Raw genomic sequence first — 19,960 nt, 5'->3', positions numbered from 1 at the left:
CGTTACCCCCGAAGCCGCGCAGCGGCTCGGCGTTCAGGCGAACGTCTCAGCACGCAGACCATCCCGGGGAGGACACGCCACCATGGCCAAACGCCGTCCCAGTAACCCGACCCCGGTGATCGACCGGCAGGAGGCAGCAACCGACGAACGGTCCGCCGCCGGCACCGAGGCGCCCGCGACGGCTGGGGATGCCGCCGACCGCAACCCGAACCGTGGCCTCGACCGGGCCGACATCATCAGCCAGGCGCTGAAGTGGACCGCCAGCTGGTCCTTGCGGTTCATCGTCGTGGCCGCAGGCACGTGGCTGGTCCTCAAGCTGCTGGGCATGTTCTGGTCGGCGTTGTTGCCGGTCGCGATCGCCCTGCTGATCACCACCGTGCTGTGGCCGCCGGTGCGCTGGATGCGCGCGCACAAGGTGCCTCCCGCGCTGGCCGCACTGGGCGGGTTGCTGCTGGCGCTGATCGTGGTCGGCGGCATCATCGCCGCCATGGCGCCGACGGTGTCCTCCCAGTGGGGCGACCTGGTCAACCAGTCGGTGGCCGGCGTCAACCAGCTGCGTGACCAGCTCCAGGACGGTCCGCTGCACATCCAGCCCGATCAGATCGACCAGGCGACCGCGAGCATCACCGACAAGTTGAAGTCCAGCGGTAACCAGATCGCCTCGCAGGTGTTGAACGGCATCACGCTCGCCGGCCAGGTGCTGGTCGACGCGGTGCTCGCCCTGATCCTCACCTTCTTCTTCCTGAAGGACGGTCCACGTTTCCTGCCGTGGCTTCGCGTCTCCGTCGGCCGAGGGGCCGGAGCGCACCTCACCGAGGCGCTGACACGGGCCTGGAACACCCTCTCGGGCTTCATTCGCACCCAGGCGATCGTCAGCGCGGTCGATTCGATCTGCATCGGCATCGGTCTGGTCGTCCTCCAGGTCCCTCTGGCGATGCCGCTGATCGTGCTGACCTTCTTCGGCGGGTTCATCCCGATCGTCGGAGCGTTCGCCGCCGGCACCGTCGCCGTGCTGGTCGCACTGGTCGCGGGCGGCGTCAGCAAGGCGCTCATCGTGCTCATCATCATTGTCGCGGTGCAACAGATCGAGGGGCACGTGCTGCAACCGCTGCTGCAGAGCAGGTCGATGTCCCTGCACCCGGCGATCGTGCTGCTCTCGGTGGCGTTCGGCGGGACCGAGTTCGGCATACCGGGTGCGTTCTTCGCGGTGCCCGTCACGGCCACCGTCGCCGTGCTGTGGCGATATCTGTCCGAGCAGATAGACCTGCGCACCGGGGACGCCACACCGGCGGACCTGCGGCATGCCACCGCCGAGGGCGAGCTGGCGGCCGCCAACAGCGAACGCCACGGCCGCCTGCTCGCGCGGCGGCACCGCGGAGAAGACTGACCCGCTGCGCTCAGTCCGGCAGCCGCGCGGTGATCCAGTCCACCAGCGGGCGGCCCCGGTTCCAGTCGGAGCGCACCCGGTCCAGCAGTTCGGGGGTGCGCACGAACTCGGCGAAGCGGTACTCCTAGGTCGCCACCAGCGATCGCTTGCGCAGCAGCCCGATGCGCGGATGGTCCATCGAGTAGCCGCGCGGCACCGTCTTCAGTTCATCGCCGCCCAGGCTCCAGCCACGGGCTACGAGGCCGTCGATCAGGCGCTGCAGTTCGGCGCCGGCCGGCGAGTCGATGCCGGCGCGGATGGCCTTCAACGCCGTCGAGTCCGCGTGGTAGCACCCGGCCGCCGCGCGAACCCCGGCCGCCGACACCTCCAGATACCAACCGGTGGCCGTACCGGCCGCGACGAACAGCCCTTGATGCGTCTTGTACGGCGACTTGTCCGCCGCGAAGCGCAGGTCGCGGTTGGGCCGGAAGAGCTTGGCCGGGCCGAAATCGTCCTCGAGTTCCTCGGCGATCGCCGCCATCGGCGCACGGACCGCCTCGTCATACGTCTGCTTGTGCTGGTTCCAGAACGTCTTCGAATTGTCGATCTCGAGATCGTCGTAGAAATCGAATGCCGCTTCGGGGATGCCGGTGAATGCCACGAGGCCGATCGTAGGCGGCGAGTTCACGCCGAGGTGAGCCACAGCGGTGATCGTGAGTTAGGTTAGGCTTACCAAGCTGTCGAGCGAGAGGAAGACGACCGTGCCCGTGGCCGTCGAAGTGTCCCCCTTCCGGATGTTCCCGGTCCGTCTGAGCCGCCGGGAGCGCCGCTCACCGAGCCTGGTCCGCTTGACCTTCACCGATCCGTCGCTCACCCGGTTCGGCGACCGTGGTTATGACCAGCGCATCAAACTGGTGGTGCCGCGTCCGGGCGGCCTCCCGCTGCGCGACTTCCCCATCGGCGACGACTGGTTCTCGGTATGGCGCGACCAGCCCGCCGAGGAACGCGCCTTCATCCGGACCTACACGATCGTCGCCGTCCGGCCCGAGAGGTGCGAGATCGACGTCGACTTCGTCGACCACGGCGCCACCGGACCAGGCTCGCGCTTCGCGGTGGAGGCGCAGCCAGGCGACGAAGCGATCGTCTTCGGACCGAACGCCGACTTCGACGGCGACGCCGGAGGCTTGGAGTTCCGCCGCGAATACGCAGGCACCGCAACCCAACTCGTCGTCGGCGACCTGAGCGCACTGCCGGCGATCAACGGCATCGCGGGCCGACTGCCCGCCGACGCCACGGGCCTTATCTGCATCGAAGTGCCGCATGCCGAGGATGCTTCCGGCATCGAGGCACCACATGGGGTCGACATCGTGTGGTGCGTGACCGACCGCGGGGACGATCAGGTCCGCGCGGTCCGTGGGTGGCTGACGGCATACGGGCCGCTGGCCACCGACGACGCCCGGACGACCGTCATCGACGACGGCGCGGTCGACACCTACTGGGAGGTGACCGACCCGGAAGTGCGCCCGAGCGACGCACCGAGCTTGTCCGCGTGGATCGCCGGCGAGTCCGGCCAGGTGCGCGCACTCCGCCGGCTACTGGTCAACGAATTCGAGGTGCCCAAGGGAGCGGTGTCCTTCATGGGCTACTGGCGGATCGGTGTCGCCGGCTCCTGACTGCTCAGCCGCCGGCAGACGTCCAGAGCTGTTCACAAACTACTTACCAGCGAGTAGGTTCGGCTCATGAAGATCTCGAAGCAGTGGACCCTCCCCGCGACACCGGACGAGGTGTACGCCCTGTCGATCGACCCCGCCTACCAGGAGGAGATCTGCGAGGAAGCCGGTGCACTGAGCCATCAGAGCACGGTCACCGAGAAGGGGTCGGGCCATGAGGTGAAGGTCCAGCGGGTCATGACGTCCGGTGATGTGCCGGACCTGGTCAAGAAGATCGTCGGCGACAAGGTCGACGTCACTCAGGTCATCACGTGGGGCGCTCGACAGGCAGATGGCAGCCGCCAAGGCACGCTCGATGTCGCGTTCAAGGGCAAGCCGATCACCATGAAGGGCACCACTTCGCTCACGCCCGACGGCGACGGGACAGCCGTCGACGTCACCGCGGAGTTCAAGGCCAAGGTCCCCGTGGTCGGCGGCAAGGTCGAGAAGATGTCCGCACCGGAGATCATCAAGGCCATCGGCGCCGAGGAGACCGTCGGCATGCGGCACGCCGCCGGCTGATCCGGCCGCAGGGGCGCCGGGGCGGTTCAGTCCTCAGCGACCTGCGTCGGTATGCCGTTCGTGATGCGCACTAGGTCGTCGAAGCTGATCGGAAAGACGCTGCTCGCACTGCCGGCTGCCACCCAGAGCTCGCCATACGCCCGCAGGCTCCGGTCGACGTAGGTGCGCAACGGCACCGGATGCCCGACCGGTGACACACCCCCGATCGGTTGCCCGGTGACCTCCTTGACCAGCTTGGCCCGCGCCATCACGACGGGCACGCCGAGCTCCTCCGACAGCAGCTCAGTGTCGACGCGGTGGGCGCCGCTGGTCATCACCAGCACCGGCTCGCCACCGGCGAGGAAGACCAGGCTGCTCGCGATCGCGCCTTGCTCGCAGCCGAGCGCCGCGGCCGCCTGGGCTGCCGTGTGACTGGACTCGGGCAGCACCCGGACCTCGCCGGCGCACCCGGCGTCGGCGAACGCCTGCTCGACGGTCGCGGCACGTGCGGATCGCTGATTGGACACGGGATTCCTTTCCGGACAACGAGTTTCGCGTGCCCAGCGTATGCCGGGAGCGCCATACGACCGGATTGTGGGTGGTCAACCACGCCATACCGCGGTATAAATGAAACGAAACAGTTTCATCTGGTCGGGCGGGTCACTGCGCGGCGATCGGCCGGCGCCGGTCCGACAGGGAGGTGCCATGTCCCAGCAACCGCGCGCCCAAACACTGCGTTTCCAGGGCGCCGTCAATCGCGTCATGCGCGTGCTCCTGCGAGTGCCGATCGTGGGCAAACTGCCCGGACGACGGCTGGCGCTGCTGGAGATCGTCGGACGACGCTCCGGGAAGCATTTCGAGGTGCCCGTGGCCTACACGCGACAGGGCCACGATCTCTTGGTCGGGACGCCCTTCTCCTGGGGTCGCAACCTGCGCACCGGCGACGTCATCGACATAGTGCTGATGGGCACCCGCCGGAAAGCCGACGTCGTCGCCTACACCGACCACGACGCCGTCATCGAGGCGTATGGCGCGATGTGTCGCGACAACAAGGCGTTCGCCAACTTCAACAAGGTCGGCATCAGCAAACAGGGTGAGCCGGACCCGGCCGACCTGGAGGCCGCCTTCGAGTCCGGCGCCCGTGCGTTCCGGCTCGCGCCGCGCTCGCCGGCCGGCGCGTGAGGCCGTCCCGGTCGGTGATCACCGACCGGGCACGGTCAGGGCGTCCGGCATACGTCGGATCGGGTGAGGAAGCGGTAACCCGTCGGCCCCTCCAGCGAGAAGCCGGCCCCACGTCCGGGCACGAGGTCGATGGTGAGGTCGGTGTGGCGCCATACCTCGTACTGCTCACCGGATATGTAGACCGGCACCGGCTCGTAGCCATCGCCGATCGGCAACTCGCCGAGCCGGACGTCCCGCTGGCCCAGTCGGTACTCGCCCTGCGGATAGCACATCGGGGACGAGCCGTCGCAACAGCCGCCGGACTGGTGGAACATCAATGGGCCGTGCTCACCGACGAGGCGGCGCAGCATCTGCGCGGCCTCGTCGGTGACGGCCACATGGCTGTCAGCCATGTCTGCTCCTCGCAGTGGTTTAGAAGAAGCCGAGCTTGCTGGCGCTGTAGGACACCAGCAGGTTCTTCGTCTGCTGGTAGTGGTCGAGCATCATGGCGTGGTTCTCCCGACCGATGCCGGACGACTTGTAGCCACCGAACGCCGCATGTGCGGGGTACTGGTGATAGCAGTTCGTCCACACCCGCCCGGCCTGAATTCCACGACCCGCGCGGTATGCCGTGTTGGTGTCGCGCGACCAGACGCCGGCGCCGAGGCCGTAGAGCGTGTCGTTGGCGATGGACATCGCGTCGTCGAAGTCGTTGAACTCGGTGACCGACAGGACCGGCCCGAAGATCTCCTCCTGGAAGATCCGCATCTTGTTGTTGCCGGCGAAAATCGTTGGTGCCACGTAATATCCGCCGGACAGATCGCCGCCGAGGTCCACTCTTTCGCCACCGGTGACGACGCGCGCGCCCTCCTTGGTGCCGATGTCGATGTAGGACAGGATCTTCTCGAGCTGGTCGTTGCTCGCCTGGGCGCCGATCATGGTGTCGGTGTCCAGCGGGTTCCCCTGCTTGATCGCCTTGACGCGCTCGGTGCCGTCGGCCAGGAACGAGTCGAAGATGGGCTGCTGGATCAGCGCGCGGCTCGGACACGTGCAGACCTCACCCTGGTTGAGCGCAAACATCGCGAAGCCCTCGAGTGCCTTGTCGTAGAACGAATCGTCCTTCGCCGCAACGTCATCGAAGAAGATGTTGGGGCTCTTGCCACCCAGCTCGAGGGTGACCGGGATGAGGTTCTCGCTGGCGTACTGCATGATCAGCCGGCCGGTCGTGGTCTCTCCGGTGAACGCGATCTTGCGGATCCGGTTCGAGGACGCGAGCGGCTTGCCCGCTTCGACACCGAAACCGTTGACAACGTTGAGGACTCCCGGCGGCAGGAGGTCGCCGATCAGCTCCATCAGCAGCAGGATCGATGCCGGCGTCTGCTCGGCCGGCTTCAACACGACGCAGTTGCCGGCCGCCAGCGCGGGCGCCAGCTTCCAGGTCGCCATCAGCAACGGGAAGTTCCACGGAATGATCTGGCCGACGACGCCCAGCGGCTCGTGGAAGTGATAGGCGACCGTGTCGTCGTCGATCTGGCTGAGGTGACCTTCCTGGGCACGGATCGCGCCGGCGAAGTAGCGGAAGTGGTCGACCGCGAGGGGTAGGTCGGCGGCGAGGGTCTCGCGGACCGGCTTGCCGTTGTCCCAGGTCTCCCCGACCGCGAGCATCTCGAGGTTCTGCTCGATCCGGTCGGCGATCCGCAACAGGATGTTGGACCGCTCGGTGACCGAGGTCTTGCCCCACGCCGGAGCGGCCGCCCAGGCCGCGTCGAGTGCCTTGTCGACGTCGGCCGCGGTTGACCGGGCGACCTCGGTGAACACCTTGCCGTTCACCGGCGACACGTTCTCGAAGTAGTTGCCCGACACCGGCGGCACCCATTCGCCACCGATGAAGTTCTCGTAACGGGATTTGTAGGAAGCAGGGCTGCCTTGCTCGCCCGGCCGCGCGTAAATCGTCATCCTGCGTGCCCTCCTGGGACTCTCTCCCGGGACCTTCGCCCGGCGTGTGACGCAGGTTACGTTTTGCGACGTTGCGCCAACGTTGCGTGCCTTCAGCGGCCCCGCAGTCGGCTGACCCGTGCGCTGACGGTGTCGCTGCGCGGGGATCGTGGCCCCATCAGCGCTTCGGCCGCCTCCCACAACTGAAGGTCGTCGCGCCCGAACGCCGTGTCGGCAAATCGCAGCAACAGATCCGAATCACCATGCTTCAGAACGGAGTTGCGCATCCGCGTGTGCAGCTGCTCCCGGATTTGTATGACGGCCGGCGCCTCCGAGTCGGGCAGCACCGGGCCGCGGTACGCGACGACGGCCGCGCCCACCCTCCCGCGGTCCAGGTGCTCGCGGACCTCAGCGACGTCGCTACGGACGTCGCTACCGAAGCGATAGGGCCGCGACAACAGCAGTCGCGCCGGCAACGACGCACGCAGCCGGGAGATCTCGGCCCGCAGCGTCACCGACGGCCGGTCCTCGTCGCTCAGAGCGACCGCCAGCTGGTCGGCCGTCATACCGTCCGCCGACTCGGACAGCAGCAACAGGATCTCGCTGTGGCGGAGCCCGAACCTGCGGACGCTGTCCCCGCTGGACAACGTCGCACCGCCTCCGCCGAGCAGCGTCAGCCGGTGCCCGGCCGCGGCGCCGGCGAGATCGTGGCTCGCCATACCCGAGGTGAGACGCGCGATGCGCAGTTGCGCCTCGACGGCGGCGACGGTGGCGCCGACCAGGGCGAAACTCTGCGGGGTGGCCGCGTCGTCGGCACCGGTTAGGTCGAGCGCGCCGAGCATCGCGCCGGTGTCCGGATCGTGGATGGGTGCGGCCGAGCAACTCCACGAGGTGACCTGGCGGGCGAGGTGCTCGGCACGGTGGATACGGACCGCACGATCGATCGCGAGGGAGGTACCAGGGGCGTTCGTGCCGACGGCCTGCTCGGCCCAGTCCGCGCCCGGGAGGAAGAGCATGCCTTCGGCACGGCTGCGCAGCGCGTTGTCACCTTCGACCCACAGCAGCCGCCCGGCGGCATCACTGACCGCGACCAGCAGCCCCGCCTCGGCCGCGCTCTGCGTCAGCAGTGAGCGGATCAGCGGCATCGACGCGGCGAGTGGGTGTTGCTCACGCAGCGTTCGGAGGGCGTCGTCGGCCAGTGGCTCCTGCCGCAACTCCGCCTCGGGATCGAGCCCGTCCGACAACGACCGCAACCAGGACTGGTAGACCTCGGGCCGCACTCGCTCCGCGGTGCGTTGCTCCAGGAAGGCCTCGCGTGCCTGCTCCGCGCCATGGCCGTCGTCCTGCGGCGGATGAGATCGCGAAAGGCCCATCGCCCTACGGTAGCCGGGCGGGCTGCATTCCCTCGGTGATCGCGCCCATCACCGAGTCGTCGGCCAGGGTGGACACGTCACCGACCTCACGGTCTTCGGCTACGTCGCGCAGCAGTCGCCGCATGATCTTGCCGGAGCGCGTCTTGGGCAACTCGGACACGACCAGGATGCTGCGCGGCCGGGCGATGGCACCGATCTGCGACGAGACGTGCCTGCGCAAGTCATCCGCGACATCGCCGCCACCGTCGGCGCTCGCACGCAGAATGACGAACGCCACCACGGCCTGCCCGGTCGTGACGTCAGAAGCACCGACGACCGCGGCCTCGGCGACCTTCGGATGTGAGACCAGCGCGGACTCGATCTCGGTGGTCGAGAGCCGGTGACCCGAGACGTTCATGACGTCGTCGACGCGGCCGAGCACCCAGAGGTCACCGTCCTCGTCCTTCTTCGCACCGTCACCGGCGAAGTAGACACCCTTGAAACGCGACCAGTAGGTATCGACGTAACGGTCGTCGTCACCCCAGATGGTCCGCAGCATCGCCGGCCACGGCTCCTTCAGCACCAGGTAGCCACCGGAGCCGTTGGGGACCGACTCCCCCGCATCATCGACGACATCGGCGACCACGCCCGGCAGCGCGTTCATCGCCGAGCCCGGCTTACCGCTGGTCACGCCGGGCAGCGGGCTGATCATGATCATGCCGGTCTCCGTCTGCCACCAGGTGTCGACAACCGGGGTCTTGCCACCGCCGATCGTGTCGCGGTACCAGACATACGCCTCCGGGTTGATCGGTTCGCCGACCGACCCGATGAGTCGCAGGGATGTCAGGTCGTTCTTCGCAGGAATCTCCGCACCAACCTTCATGAAGGTGCGGATCGCCGTCGGGGCGCAGTAGAGGATCGTCGCCTTGTACTTCTCGACGATCTCCCACCAACGGCCCGGGTGCGGGGTGTCCGGCGTGCCCTCGTACATGATCGAGGTCGTGCCGTTGGCCAGCGGCCCGTAGACGATGTAGGAGTGCCCGGTCACCCAGCCGATGTCGGCCGCCGTCCAGTAGACGTCCGTCTCCGGCTTGATGTCGAAGACCGACCAATGGGTGTATGACGTGCCGACCAGGTAGCCGCCGGTCGTGTGCAGGATGCCCTTCGGCTTACCGGTCGTGCCCGAGGTGTACATGACGTAGAGCGGGTGCTCGGCATCGAAGGCCTCCGGCGTGTGCTCAGTCGACTGCTTGCCGAGCACGTCGTCCCACCACAGGTCGCGGCCGTCCGTCCAGTCGACGTCCTGGCCGGTTCGCTTGACCACCAACACGTTTCGGACGTCGGGGCACTCCTTGACGGCCTCGTCGACGGCGGGTTTCAGCGCCGACGGCTTGCCCTTGCGGTTGCCACCGTCCGCGGTGATGACGATCTCCGCCTGGCAGTCGATGATCCGGTCGCGCAGCGCCGCCGCGGAGAAGCCGCCGAAGACGACGGTGTGCGGCGCGCCGAGCCGCGCGCAGGCCAGCATGGCCACGACGGTCTCGGGAATCATCGGCAGGTAGATCGCGATGCGGTCACCGGCCTTGACGCCGAGCTCGATCAGCGCGTTCGCGGCCTGACAGACCTCGTCCTTCAGCTGCGAGTACGTGATCGTGCGAGTGTCGCCGGGCTCACCCTCGAAGTAGTAGGCGACCCGGTCGCCGTTGCCGGCTTCGACGTGCCGGTCCAAACAGTTGTATGCCGCGTTCAGCTTGCCGCCGACGAACCACTTGGCGAACGGCGGGTTGGACCAGTCCAACACCTCGGTGAACGGCGTGTCCCAGGTGATCCGCTCTGCCTGCGCCGCCCAGAAACCCAGTCGGTCGGCGTCAGCCGCGGCATACGCGTCGGCCTTGAGGTTGGCCGAGGCGGCGAGGTCGGCCGGCGGATCGAAGCGCCGAGTCTCGTGCAGCAGGTTGGACAAGGTGGTCTGGGACATTGATCTTCTCCAGGGTGGTCGATGTGATGCAGCGCACACGGTAAACGGACCCACGTTGCGACAACGTTGCGACCATCGGCGGAGCGTCATGCAGCGTCATTGCAGCCCTGCGCCCCTCACGCTCTTGGCCACCGTCGGGCGTCTGTCGCAGCCGCGCTTTCCGCTCGCCGACAAGAATTCCCCGCCACACCTACGCCACAGGAGCGAAAACCGTGACCGAAACAGCAACCCGGACGGCAGTCCGCGAAACTCCGGATGCCAGTGAGCAAGTCAGCGCAACCGTCGTGGGTGACCCGGCGGTCATCGGTGTACCGACGTTCGTCGCCGGTTCGATCGCACTCGGCCTCGTACTCATCGGATTCGTCCCGGCAGCTTCTGTCGGCGCGTCGATCCCGATCATCATGACCGCGACGGGCATCGGCCAGGTGGTCGCCGCCATCTGGGCCGCCTCACTCGCCCAGAACGCGGTCGCAAGCGTCTTCGGCACATTCGCCGGATTCTGGCTCAGCTACGCCGCGCTCGTGCTCGGCCTCACCCACGGTTGGTTCGGAGTCGCTGCGCAGGATGCCGTGCGAACCCAAGAGCTCTTCCTGGCGACCTGGCTGTGCGTCATCGTGATGCTCACCTTCTTCACGCTGCGCCTGCCCCTGATATTCACCGTGCTGTTCGTGCTGGTCGACGTGGCGCTCGCACTGGTTCTCCTCGGCACCACGCAATCGAGCGCCGGCCTGACCAAGGCTGGTGGATACGCAGTGTTCGCCTTCGTCCTGGTCGGCGCGTACCTCTTCTGCAACGCGCTGTCGGCCGCGACCGGCGGGCGGGGGCTGCCGATGGGACGGGCCGTGCTTCGGTGATCCGGACCGCGCGCTTCAGCGCCCGCGGGTGCAGGTCAGGTCCGCAGCGGCGCCCAGGCTGATGTCGAGACGGTGCAGCTGACCTCGGACGATCGGCAGCAACGGCGATCGCGGGTCGAGAGCTTGCGATTGCATGAGCCACATCTCGTAGTCGTCGGTCCCCCAACCCGAGGTGGTCCACCACGACATGAGCTCGGGTCGACCGCTGCGCAGCACCGCTTCGCGCAAGTCGAACTGGACGCTGTCGCGTATCCGGCATACGCCTGGAGCAACCGATCGAGGAAGGATCGGTCCGCGGTAGCTGCGCACGGCGCCGGCAACATCACCCGCAGCGAGCTGCGCCTGCACGGCGAGCCAGTCCGAGGTGACCTCGGCCGCCAGCCGATAGGGCCGCGACGGCAGCAGGTCCTCGCCGAGCAGGGAACGCAGTCGGGTCATCTCCGCCCGTAGCGTGGAGGAGATCATGTCCTCCTCGTAAAGCTGTATCCCCAGCTCCGGGCCGGACAGACCGGCGGGGGTCCCGGTCAGCAGCAACAGGATCTCACTGTGCCGTGGGCTCAGCCGCACGGTGCGAGAGCGTGAGTGGCCACCTGGGCTCATCGTCAGCAGAGCGTCCGTGCGCCCCAGGAAGTCCAGCCGCGCACGGGGGAATCCGATGCTCGCGTGCGGCATCGCAATTCCGTTGCGCGACTGGAGATCTCGCGCCATCTCAGCCTCGACCATCCGCGCGGTAGCACGCACCATCGCCAAGGCCTGCGATCCGATCGCACGTGCGGCACCGGTGACGTCCAGCACGCCCAGGATGCTGCCACTCTGCGGGTCGTGGATAGGTGCGGCCGCGCAGCTCCACGGCCGCACCGTATGACGGAAGTGCTCGGCACCGGCAACGTGTACCGGCTCGTTGAGAGCAAGGACCAGTCCCGGCGCATTCGTCCCGGCGAGTCTTTCTTCCCAGTTGCTGCCCTCGACGAAGCCGATCGACTCGGCCTGACGCAGGACTGCGGAGTGGCCGCGTACCCACAGCAGTTGCCCCTGTGCGTCTGCCACCGCCATCAACGACTCGCACTCGACCGCGGTTTGGCCCAGCAGGTCATCGAGAATCGGAAGGACCCGAGCCAGTGGGTGCGCCTCGCGGTACTCCCGCAGCATGTCCGACGGCAGCGTGATGAGTACGTCGGCCGAGTCCGGATCGACTCCTGCGGCGGCGGAGCGATGCCACGACTCGGCCACCCGGGCACGCATGCTGACCGCCGGCCGTGGGCTCATGGCACCAGTACATCGCCTACTCGAAGTCGACACACCTGGCTGATCGGGCAGATAGACGGCGGGACCGACTCCTGGCTCGCGAGTCAGACCTCCAGGTATCCGTGCAGAGTCCGCAGTGCCTGCTCGAGCACGGTGGAGAGTTCCGTGTCGTCGTTCGAGAGCCATTCGCCATACCCAGCCATCGAGAGCGACAGTGCCACCTGGCTGGCCGTCTGCGGCAGCAGTGCGGACGGGTCGGAACCCGTTCTCTCCGCGACATACTCGGCGATCACTTGCCGCCAATCGGCGTAGCGCAGCACTGAGTGCGCCTGCAGCTCCGGCGTCGTCAGGATGAGCCGCATCCGGACGCGGTGCTCGGCCATCGCCTCGGCCGGAAACCTGTTGAACTCGATGACGGCGAGGTGGACGGCCTCGTGCAACGGGCGGTCGTCGAACGTGTGCAGGGTGTTGCGGAACTCGTCGAGCGTGTCGTCGAACTGTCCCCAGGGGATGTCGTTCTTCGATCGGTAGTAGCGCAGCAGTGTGCGTCGACCAATGCCGGCCGCCTGCGCTATGTCGTCCAAAGTCGTTCCGACGAAACCCTTTTCGGCAAAAAGACGGAAGGCGACGCGCTCGATCTCGGCATGTGAAGTCACGACGGGTCGCCCAACTCCAGGGCGCGGTGACGTCGTGGTCATGGCTGCCAAATTACCGCATCCCTTCCATTTTGACCCTGAGTGCCATTATTGTGGTCCCGATCACATTCGATAAACGACATGGCACGCCGACGAAGGATGAACCGATGAAACTAGCGAACCCCTGGAAGCAGAACCCCTGGTTCGAATCGGTCGCCGTGGCACAGGAACGCGCTCGTAAACGACTGCCCGCTCCCGTGTATGGCGCCCTGATCGCCGGGTCCGAGCGCGGCCAGACCGTCGAGGACAATCAACGGGCTTTCACCGAGCTGGGGCTCGCGCCGCATGTCGCCGGTCACCGGCCGGAGCGCTCGATGGGCCGCACAGTGCTCGGCCAAGAAGTGACGCTCCCGGTCCTGATCAGCCCCACCGGAGTGCAGGCCGTCCACCCGGAGGGTGAGGTGGCGGTGGCGAAGGCGGCGGCCAGCCGCGGCACGGTCATGGGGCTGTCCAACTTCGCGAGCAAGTCGGTGGAAGAAGTGACGGCGACCGGCGCACCGACCTTCTTCCAGATGTACTGGACCGGCCAGCGCGACGTGATGATCCAGCGGATGCAGCGTGCCCACGCCGCAGGTGCACAGGGCCTCATCGCCACCCTCGACTGGTCCTTCTCGATGGGCCGTGACTGGGGCAGCCCGGAGATCCCGGAGAAGGTGGATCTGAAGACCATCGTCCGCTTCGCGCCGAAGGTCGCCACCAAGCCGCACTGGCTCTGGGAATTCGGCAGGACCGGCACGATCCCCGATCTCACGACGCCGAATCTGCAGGCTCCCGGTGGCGAGGCGCCGACCTTCTTCGGCGCCTACTACGAATGGATGACGACGCCGCCCCCGACGTGGGAGGACGTCGCCTGGATGGCTGCTCAGTGGAAGCAACTCAGCGGAAAACCGTTCATTCTCAAGGGCGTCTACCGAGTCGACGACGCCCGCCGTGCCGTCGATGCCGGTGTCGACGGCATCTCGGTGTCCAATCACGGCGGCAACAACCTGGACGGCACTCCGGCGACGATCCGGGCGGTCCGACCGGTCAGCGACGCGGTGGGTGGCCAGATCACGGTGCTGCTGGACGGCGGCATCCGGCGGGGCTCCGACGTGGTGAAGGCTCTCGCCCTCGGCGCCGACGCGGTCCTCATCGGCCGCGCCTACCTGTGGGGCTTGGCGGCCAATGGTCAGGCGGGTGTCGAGAACGTGCTGGACGTGCTTCGCAGTGGCATCGACTCGGCGTTGCTCGGCCTGGGTCTCGCGTCGATCGACGAACTGCGGCCGGAGCACCTGCTGATCCCGGACGGATTCGACCGTGCAGTCGCTGCATCCCTTGCCTCCGTGTGACGACCCCGGCGCCCAGCGGCCGTCCAGCAACAATGCACCGCACCGCACTAGAGTTGACTGTTCCGGATGGCACGGGCGCCATCGTCGGCAACGCAGGACGGAGGCCGGGCATGACAACCGCTAGCTTCGCCGACGCGCCGGTGTCCGGGACCGCCGCCGGCCTGGTCAAATTCCAAGCGCCCGAGATCGTCTTCGGTCCCGGAGCGCTCGCGGAAGCGGGCTACTGCGCGCTACGACTCGGCGCACGTCGCCCGATGGTTGTCACCGACGAAGGCATCATCGAGGTCGGCTGGGCGTCCGCCCTCGAGACCCATCTGCACGAAGCCGGCCTGACGCCGATCGTGGTGTCCGGCGTGACGCCCAACCCGAAGGAACACGAGATCGCCGCGGCATACACCCGGTATGTCGAAGAGGCCTGCGATGTCGTCGTCGCGATCGGTGGAGGCTCGGCCATGGACGCCGCGAAAGGCGTGGCGATCCTGGCCGGCAACGGCGGCCGGATTCTCGATTACGGCGGCGTCGATCAGGTGCAGGAGCGCATTCCGCCGATGCTGATGGTCCCCACGACATCGGGCACCGGGGCCGACGTCAGCCAGTTCTGCATCGTGACGGACACGACCCGGCACGTGAAGGTGACGATCATGGGCCGCGCGCTGGTGCCGGACATCTCGATCACCGACCCGCGACTCCTTGTGACGATGCCCGAATGGCTCAACGCCGCAACGGGTTTGGACGCGCTCACGCACGGGATCGAAGCGTTCGTGTCTCGCGCCCACAATCCGCTGGCCGACGTCCACGCCCTCAGCGCGGTCGGACTGGTAAACCAGCACCTGACCCACACCGTGCACGATCCGGCCGACGACGCGTCCCGGGTCGGTATGGCGCAGGCGAGTCTCAACGCCGGCCTTGCCTTCAGCAACGCCATCCTCGGCGCGACACATGCGATGAGTCACCAGGTCGGCGGTCTCCTCGACGCCCCGCACGGTGTCATCAACGGCATCCTCCTGCCGCACGTGATCCGCTACAACGCGAAGAGCTCGCCCGACCGATTCATCGAGATAGCAGCACGATTCGGCATCGAAGCCGCCGTCGGCGAGCCGGGCGATCAAGTGGCCGACCGACTTGCCGAGCGGGTCCGCGAACTAGCAGACGCGGTCGGTGTGCCGCGGTCGCTCAGTGCGATCGGGATGACTGAGAGCGACGTCGACCTGCTGTCCCGCAACTCGCTCGACGACGCCTGCATCACCACCAATCCGAGGCATTCGGAAGCAGCCGACATCGCCCGCATCTTCCGCGAGGCCTTGTGAGCCAGCTGACTCGTTCCTCGTCCGCACGCCCCAGAGTTTGCGCTGGTCAGAAACCGTGAGCACCGACCCGACCGACGACTTCTCCCGGCTGACCGGCGTTCGCACCGGGAAGAACTCGTACTACCCGGCGTTCGTGCGATCCAGCCGCCGAATGCAACGCACGGTCCGGGCGATGGACCGGATATCCAGCGTGGTGGTCCGTACGGTCGAGGGGCCTCGTGGCGTGCTCGAGGAGGTGGGCCGCGCCGCGGCCGGTCACCTGGAGGCGCGCTGGGCCTTGCTCGCACTGAGCGACGAGCACCTGCGCGGCGCCCGACCGCGGTTCGTGGCGATCGGGCCTGGCGGGAGGAGCCATGACAAGTCCGCCGACCTACCGGCAGACGTTGCCGCGGAACTGCTCGTCATCCGTTCCGGCGAGCGGTCGATGGGCGCCCTGCAAAACGGCTGGCTGCGCGCGCCGATGAATCTCGAGGGTCGCCAAATCGGTGCGCTGTCGGTGCGACCGGGGCTCGGCGAGGAGCGCGAGCCCGAGGACCTTGCCGTCCTGCGCATCCTGGCGAATCAGGCGGCCGTTTCGCTGCACACGTCCGAGCAGTACCAGGCCGGCGTGACCCTGCACCGGCGCGCGCAGCGACTCAACCGGGCGGCCGAGCTCCAGGCACGCGATCTGGCCGCGCGCACGGCCCAACTGCAGGAGGCTGAGAAGCAGCTGGCGGTCGCCACCCAGCGCGAGATCGTCGGCGGCGAACGCCACCGCATCGCACGCGAACTCCACGACAGCGTGACCCAATACGTCCTGTCCGCGGGTATGGCGGTCGAGGTCGCCCGCGGGGAGGCGGAGGATCGCCAACTGGGTGAGATGGTCGAGCGGCTGTCGCGCGCCAAGGCCTTCACCCAGACGGCGGTGCAGCAGCTGCGGACCGCGATCTACGCACTCGACCAGCCCATCGGCGAGGCGGCTGCCTCGTTGGAGGAACTGATCGGACAGGTTGTCGCGCACCACCGACCGACGCTGGACGTCCGGGTCATTGCGGAAGGCCGGGTGACGGACATTTCGGCAGCGGCCGGTCTGGATCTTGCGCGGTCTGTCGGCGAGGCTCTCTTCAACATCGCAGCGCACGCTCGTGCCACCCGAGTGGTCGTCCGATTGCGTTACCGCCCAACGTCTTTGACCGTTTCAGTCTCCGATGACGGGTGCGGCGACCCGAAGGCGTTGCGCCGCATGCTCCGGCTCGAACAACGTGCGGTCGGCGACGGCCGGCATCGTGGGCTGGCGAACATGGACGACCGGATCCACTCGCTCGGCGGCACGCTCACCTTCCGGCGATCACGCCTGGGCGGCGTACGCATCGTGCTTCACCTGCCGCTGCCGGTGCCCACCCAGTCGCAGGAGATGCCATGACCGCAGCAGACTCGCAGATCCATGTCATGCTCGTCGACGATCATGCGATCGTGCGGCAGGGGCTGCGCTCCATCCTCGAGCGGGACACCCAGATCAAGGTGATCGCCGAGGCGGCGTCCAGTGGCGAATGCCTCGCGCTGATGGACCGCGCGACCCCTGACGTGCTCCTGCTCGATCTCAAGCTGTCGACCTCGAGTGACACCGAGGGTCTGGATCTGGCGCGCGAGATCGCCGATCGGCACCCGAAGGTAGCCATCCTGGTGCTGACGACATTCCTCAACGAGGACCTGGTGAAGCAGGCTGTTCAGGCCGGCGCGAAGGGGTATGTCGTCAAGGACGTGGACACCGATGCGCTGATGCGCGCCATCCACGACGTGAGCAGGGGCGAGTCGGCGTTCGACGCACGCAGCGCCGCCGCGATGGTCCGCAGCATGCAGGCGCCGGCACCCGAGACCACGCCCGGCCTGTCGCCGCGTGAGTTGGAGGTCCTGCGACATCTGGCAAGAGGACTGTCCAACAAGGAGATCGGCAAGCGGCTGTATGTCGGCGAGACCACCGCAAAGTTCCACGTCGGCAACATCCTGCGCAAGCTCGAGGTGTCCAGCCGGGCAGAAGCCGTCTACGAGGCCAGCAAGCGAAAGCTGCTGTGAATGCGCGTTATTCAGTCCTATCCAGGATGAGCCAGCCACCGTGGTGTTCGTAGACCTGCCAGTTCCAGTCCGGGGCGGCAACGCGCGCCCACCCGCGCAGGTCGTCGAGGGTGAGACTGCGCAGGTGCCCGAATTGCTGTGCCGGCTCGTCCTCGAACGGCACCGCGATGACGACCCGCTTGCGGGCGACCCGGCAGGCCTCCTGGATGATCTCTGTCGCCGTGTCGTCCGGCACGTGCTCCAGCAGATGTATGGCGAGCACGGTGTCACAACTGTCGCCGGGTGTGGTGACCCGCGCCGCATCGGCGACGAGCGTGTGCACCGGTAGGTCGAGCAGGTGGCTCATGTCCCGCAGCAGGTGCACGGATCCTTCGGACAGGTCGCTGGCGGTGACGTCGAGTCCGGACCGGGCGAGGCGCAGGGCCTGGAAGCCGAAGCAGGTGCCGAGCTCGTGCACCGACGAGCCGCGCACGACCTGTTGGACGTGCGCGTGGACCGGTGCGTATGCCGCAATCGATCCCCGTCCGCTCGGCGTGCCGATCTCGTCGTCGATCTGCCGAATAGTGTTGCGGTAGAAGTTCAGCCATGCCTGTTGGGGTGCGTCCGCGCAGGTGAGCACGATGCCGACGAGCAGTTCCTCGAAGAGCCGCGGGCCGCGGATCCACCCGGCGTCGAAGAGCTCCGAGCTCAACTGTCCGGAGATGTCGTCGCTGACCTCTTCCGGCCCGAGATCATGCTCCAACAACAGGCCGACGCCCACGCGACCCACGTCGAAGTGCTCCGTGCGGGCGATGCCGAGCCGTCGGCGGTCGGCAATCGGGCGTCGGCGCACGGTGACGGTGTCGCTCCGGTAGACCCCGCCGGGGCACGCCAGATAGGCATCCAGCTCCATCTCGTCCACCCCACTCACAGCGTGTCCTCCGCGGGGGAGAAATTTCGTGCGGCGCTCACAACGCCCCCTCGGTCATCGCATGGGAGAAGTCGCGCAGCTGATGCAGATTGCGCACGACTTCGACCTTGTCGCAGTGCTCGGCATACAAGGGCAGGTCGCATCGCCCGAGCGCCCACGAATAGCGCGGCTCAGGCGTCAGCCAGACCACGGAACGCGCCCGTCGGGCGATCTCGGCGAACGTGTCGAGTGCGGGGTCGTTGCCGTTGCCGCGGCCATCACCGATGACGATCACCGTCGTGCGGTGATTGATGGCCGAGCCGTATTCGTCGAGGAACTGCCGCAGGGAGGTGCCATAGTCCGAATCAGCGTCGATGTCGATCTTTCCCCCGTCTGCCTTGCCCGCCATGATCCGCGAAAGAGCCTGTTGCACATGGTGATCGGCGAATAGCGCACTGATCTCGACGCATTCATCGACGAAGACGAACGACCTCACCTGCGAGGCGATCGACTGCAGGCTGTGCACGAGGTGCAGCGCGAACGCCGAGGTCGCCCGGACCGACAGCGAGACGTCGCAGAGTATGACGAGCCGGGGACGATCCTCGCGGCGGCTGACGAGCACCGGACGGAACGGTATGCCGTCATAGCGCATGTTGGTGCGCATCGTGCGCCGGCTGTCGATGACACCGTTGCCCGACACGTGTCGGCGGGGCCGGGGTGCGCCACGCAGGCTGTGCAGCAGCCGCCGCAGTGAGTCCTCGAACGCGATGCGCTCCGACTCCTCGATCACGTCGGCGCGGGCGGCCTCCACCTCGCGCGACTCGACGTCCGGTTGTTCGTTCAGCAGGCTCTCCAGGTGCTGCCGCAATTGCTCGGGCAGGGCGGCGAGCAGGGGCGCCAGTCGCTCGCGCAACGCAGCGAGATCGGGATCGACCGCGGGTTCATCGTCGCCCTCCTCGTCCGGCTCACCGAGCCAGCTGAGCAACGCCATCTCCTCGGCCACGGACAACTCGGCGTCGATCTTCAGCCCGTCGCTCTTCGTCAGCCGACCGGGGGTGCCGGGGTTGTGGAGCCGGTTCGCGGTGATCTGCACCCGCGCCGCCTCTCCCGCTGACACTTTGCCGTCCTTGGACACGACGATCTCGTCGGTCATCGAGGCCATGTCCAGCTTGTTCGCCTCCTGATGCAGGTTGTACTGCTGCGCCAGGTCCTCCTGCTTGAAGTAGTCCTTGATGTCCTTGGGTGCGTCGTGTGAGTGACCGTCCTGCGGGGTGTCCGACAGGTCGTCCGACAGCGTGAATTCCTGCAGGTCGCCGTCGTCGTTCAGGTCGTCGTGCGCGTGCCCGTGCTCGGTCGCCTCCCGGACCACCGCTTGCAGCCGGAAGAACCGATCGAACACGCCGTCGAAGACCTCCAGGTCACGCCGGTCCTTGACCAGCGAGACGGCCAGCGCGGAACGCAGCCGCTCCCGGTCCAGGGCGATCCCGGGCCGGGCCGCCGCGTGCACGGCGTCGAGTGCCTCGGCGACGCTGAGCCGCATCCCGTGCAGCCGCAGGAAGCGGATGAACCGATGCAGTGTGCTTTCCAC

19 protein-coding genes are annotated in these 19,960 nt (G+C 67.4%); 9 read left to right on the top strand and 10 right to left on the bottom strand.

All coding sequences use genetic code 11. The features are described 5' to 3' along the window. Window positions 1–82: 82 nt before the first annotated feature. Window positions 83–1,387 carry an AI-2E family transporter gene (locus tag IEX71_RS19720; RefSeq protein ID WP_188838777.1) on the top strand — a complete coding sequence of 435 codons (1,305 nt, stop codon included), beginning with the start codon at window positions 83–85 and terminating at the stop codon, window positions 1,385–1,387. 124 nt (window positions 1,388–1,511) lie between these two features. On the opposite strand, the gene IEX71_RS19715 is transcribed toward IEX71_RS19720, so the two are convergent. Next, entirely contained in the window at window positions 1,512–2,027 is a 516-nt protein-coding gene (locus tag IEX71_RS19715; RefSeq protein ID WP_229749890.1) for a DUF2461 domain-containing protein, read from the bottom strand. Window positions 2,028–2,127: 100 nt separating this feature from the next. Here IEX71_RS19715 and IEX71_RS19710 point away from each other — a divergent pair, with 100 nt between their 5' ends. Beyond that, window positions 2,128–3,039, top strand: a complete 912-nt coding sequence (locus tag IEX71_RS19710; protein ID WP_229749889.1) for a siderophore-interacting protein — start codon at window positions 2,128–2,130, stop codon at window positions 3,037–3,039. A 66-nt stretch (window positions 3,040–3,105) separates the two neighbouring features. After that, window positions 3,106–3,597 (top strand): DUF2505 domain-containing protein, encoded by a 492-nt coding sequence (locus IEX71_RS19705; protein ID WP_188838776.1) that lies wholly within the window; start codon window positions 3,106–3,108, stop codon window positions 3,595–3,597. A 26-nt stretch (window positions 3,598–3,623) separates the two neighbouring features. Here the strand turns inward: IEX71_RS19705 and IEX71_RS19700 are convergent, their stop codons facing one another. Then, window positions 3,624–4,103, bottom strand: a complete 480-nt coding sequence (locus IEX71_RS19700; RefSeq protein ID WP_188838775.1) for a YbaK/EbsC family protein — start codon at window positions 4,101–4,103, stop codon at window positions 3,624–3,626. A gap of 178 nt (window positions 4,104–4,281) precedes the next feature. Between IEX71_RS19700 and IEX71_RS19695 the strand changes: the two genes are divergently transcribed. Next, on the top strand, window positions 4,282–4,758 hold the full coding sequence (locus IEX71_RS19695; RefSeq protein ID WP_229749888.1) for a nitroreductase/quinone reductase family protein: 477 nt from the start codon (window positions 4,282–4,284) through the stop codon (window positions 4,756–4,758). Window positions 4,759–4,793: 35 nt separating this feature from the next. Here IEX71_RS19695 and IEX71_RS19690 read toward each other — a convergent pair whose 3' ends face one another. From IEX71_RS19690 to acs, 4 genes are all read right to left on the bottom strand, one after another. Beyond that, a complete protein-coding gene (locus IEX71_RS19690; RefSeq protein ID WP_188838774.1) occupies window positions 4,794–5,150 on the bottom strand; it encodes a DUF779 domain-containing protein in 357 nt (118 codons plus the stop codon). A 19-nt stretch (window positions 5,151–5,169) separates the two neighbouring features. Then, window positions 5,170–6,693 carry an aldehyde dehydrogenase gene (gene adh, locus IEX71_RS19685; RefSeq protein WP_188838773.1) on the bottom strand — a complete coding sequence of 508 codons (1,524 nt, stop codon included), beginning with the start codon at window positions 6,691–6,693 and terminating at the stop codon, window positions 5,170–5,172. A 92-nt stretch (window positions 6,694–6,785) separates the two neighbouring features. Then, window positions 6,786–8,045 carry a sigma-54-dependent transcriptional regulator family protein gene (locus IEX71_RS19680; RefSeq protein ID WP_188838772.1) on the bottom strand — a complete coding sequence of 420 codons (1,260 nt, stop codon included), beginning with the start codon at window positions 8,043–8,045 and terminating at the stop codon, window positions 6,786–6,788. A gap of 4 nt (window positions 8,046–8,049) precedes the next feature. Next, window positions 8,050–10,002, bottom strand: a complete 1,953-nt coding sequence (gene acs / locus IEX71_RS19675) for an acetate--CoA ligase (protein WP_188838771.1) — start codon at window positions 10,000–10,002, stop codon at window positions 8,050–8,052. A 212-nt stretch (window positions 10,003–10,214) separates the two neighbouring features. Here acs and IEX71_RS19670 point away from each other — a divergent pair, with 212 nt between their 5' ends. Beyond that, entirely contained in the window at window positions 10,215–10,856 is a 642-nt protein-coding gene (locus tag IEX71_RS19670) for a GPR1/FUN34/YaaH family transporter (RefSeq protein ID WP_188838770.1), read from the top strand. Between the two features lie 15 nt (window positions 10,857–10,871). Here the strand turns inward: IEX71_RS19670 and IEX71_RS19665 are convergent, their stop codons facing one another. After that, window positions 10,872–12,122 carry a GAF domain-containing protein gene (locus tag IEX71_RS19665; RefSeq protein WP_188838769.1) on the bottom strand — a complete coding sequence of 417 codons (1,251 nt, stop codon included), beginning with the start codon at window positions 12,120–12,122 and terminating at the stop codon, window positions 10,872–10,874. An 83-nt stretch (window positions 12,123–12,205) separates the two neighbouring features. After that, window positions 12,206–12,799 (bottom strand): mycofactocin system transcriptional regulator MftR, encoded by a 594-nt coding sequence (mftR, locus tag IEX71_RS19660; protein ID WP_188838768.1) that lies wholly within the window; start codon window positions 12,797–12,799, stop codon window positions 12,206–12,208. Between the two features lie 104 nt (window positions 12,800–12,903). Here mftR and mftD point away from each other — a divergent pair, with 104 nt between their 5' ends. From mftD to IEX71_RS19640, 4 genes are all read left to right on the top strand, one after another. Continuing rightward, complete coding sequence (gene mftD, locus IEX71_RS19655) at window positions 12,904–14,124, top strand: pre-mycofactocin synthase MftD (RefSeq protein WP_188838767.1); 1,221 nt, start codon at window positions 12,904–12,906, stop codon at window positions 14,122–14,124. Between the two features lie 110 nt (window positions 14,125–14,234). Then, a complete protein-coding gene (locus IEX71_RS19650; protein WP_229749886.1) occupies window positions 14,235–15,431 on the top strand; it encodes an iron-containing alcohol dehydrogenase in 1,197 nt (398 codons plus the stop codon). Window positions 15,432–15,486: 55 nt separating this feature from the next. Next, complete coding sequence (locus IEX71_RS19645) at window positions 15,487–16,833, top strand: MadS family sensor histidine kinase (RefSeq protein ID WP_188838765.1); 1,347 nt, start codon at window positions 15,487–15,489, stop codon at window positions 16,831–16,833. Next, on the top strand, window positions 16,830–17,483 hold the full coding sequence (locus tag IEX71_RS19640) for a MadR family response regulator transcription factor (protein WP_188838764.1): 654 nt from the start codon (window positions 16,830–16,832) through the stop codon (window positions 17,481–17,483). The genes IEX71_RS19645 and IEX71_RS19640 overlap by 4 nt, the downstream gene beginning before the upstream one ends. A gap of 7 nt (window positions 17,484–17,490) precedes the next feature. Here the strand turns inward: IEX71_RS19640 and mftM are convergent, their stop codons facing one another. Together mftM and IEX71_RS19630 are read right to left on the bottom strand one after the other, a co-directional pair. Next, a complete protein-coding gene (gene mftM, locus IEX71_RS19635) occupies window positions 17,491–18,393 on the bottom strand; it encodes a mycofactocin oligosaccharide methyltransferase MftM (protein ID WP_188838763.1) in 903 nt (300 codons plus the stop codon). 37 nt (window positions 18,394–18,430) lie between these two features. Continuing rightward, window positions 18,431–19,960 (bottom strand): VWA domain-containing protein, encoded by a 1,530-nt coding sequence (locus IEX71_RS19630; protein ID WP_188838762.1) that lies wholly within the window; start codon window positions 19,958–19,960, stop codon window positions 18,431–18,433.

The organism is Flexivirga endophytica (genome assembly GCF_014640635.1).
GTDB lineage: Bacteria > Actinomycetota > Actinomycetes > Actinomycetales > Dermatophilaceae > Flexivirga > Flexivirga endophytica.
This window is presented reverse-complemented; position numbering and strand designations above follow the sequence as displayed.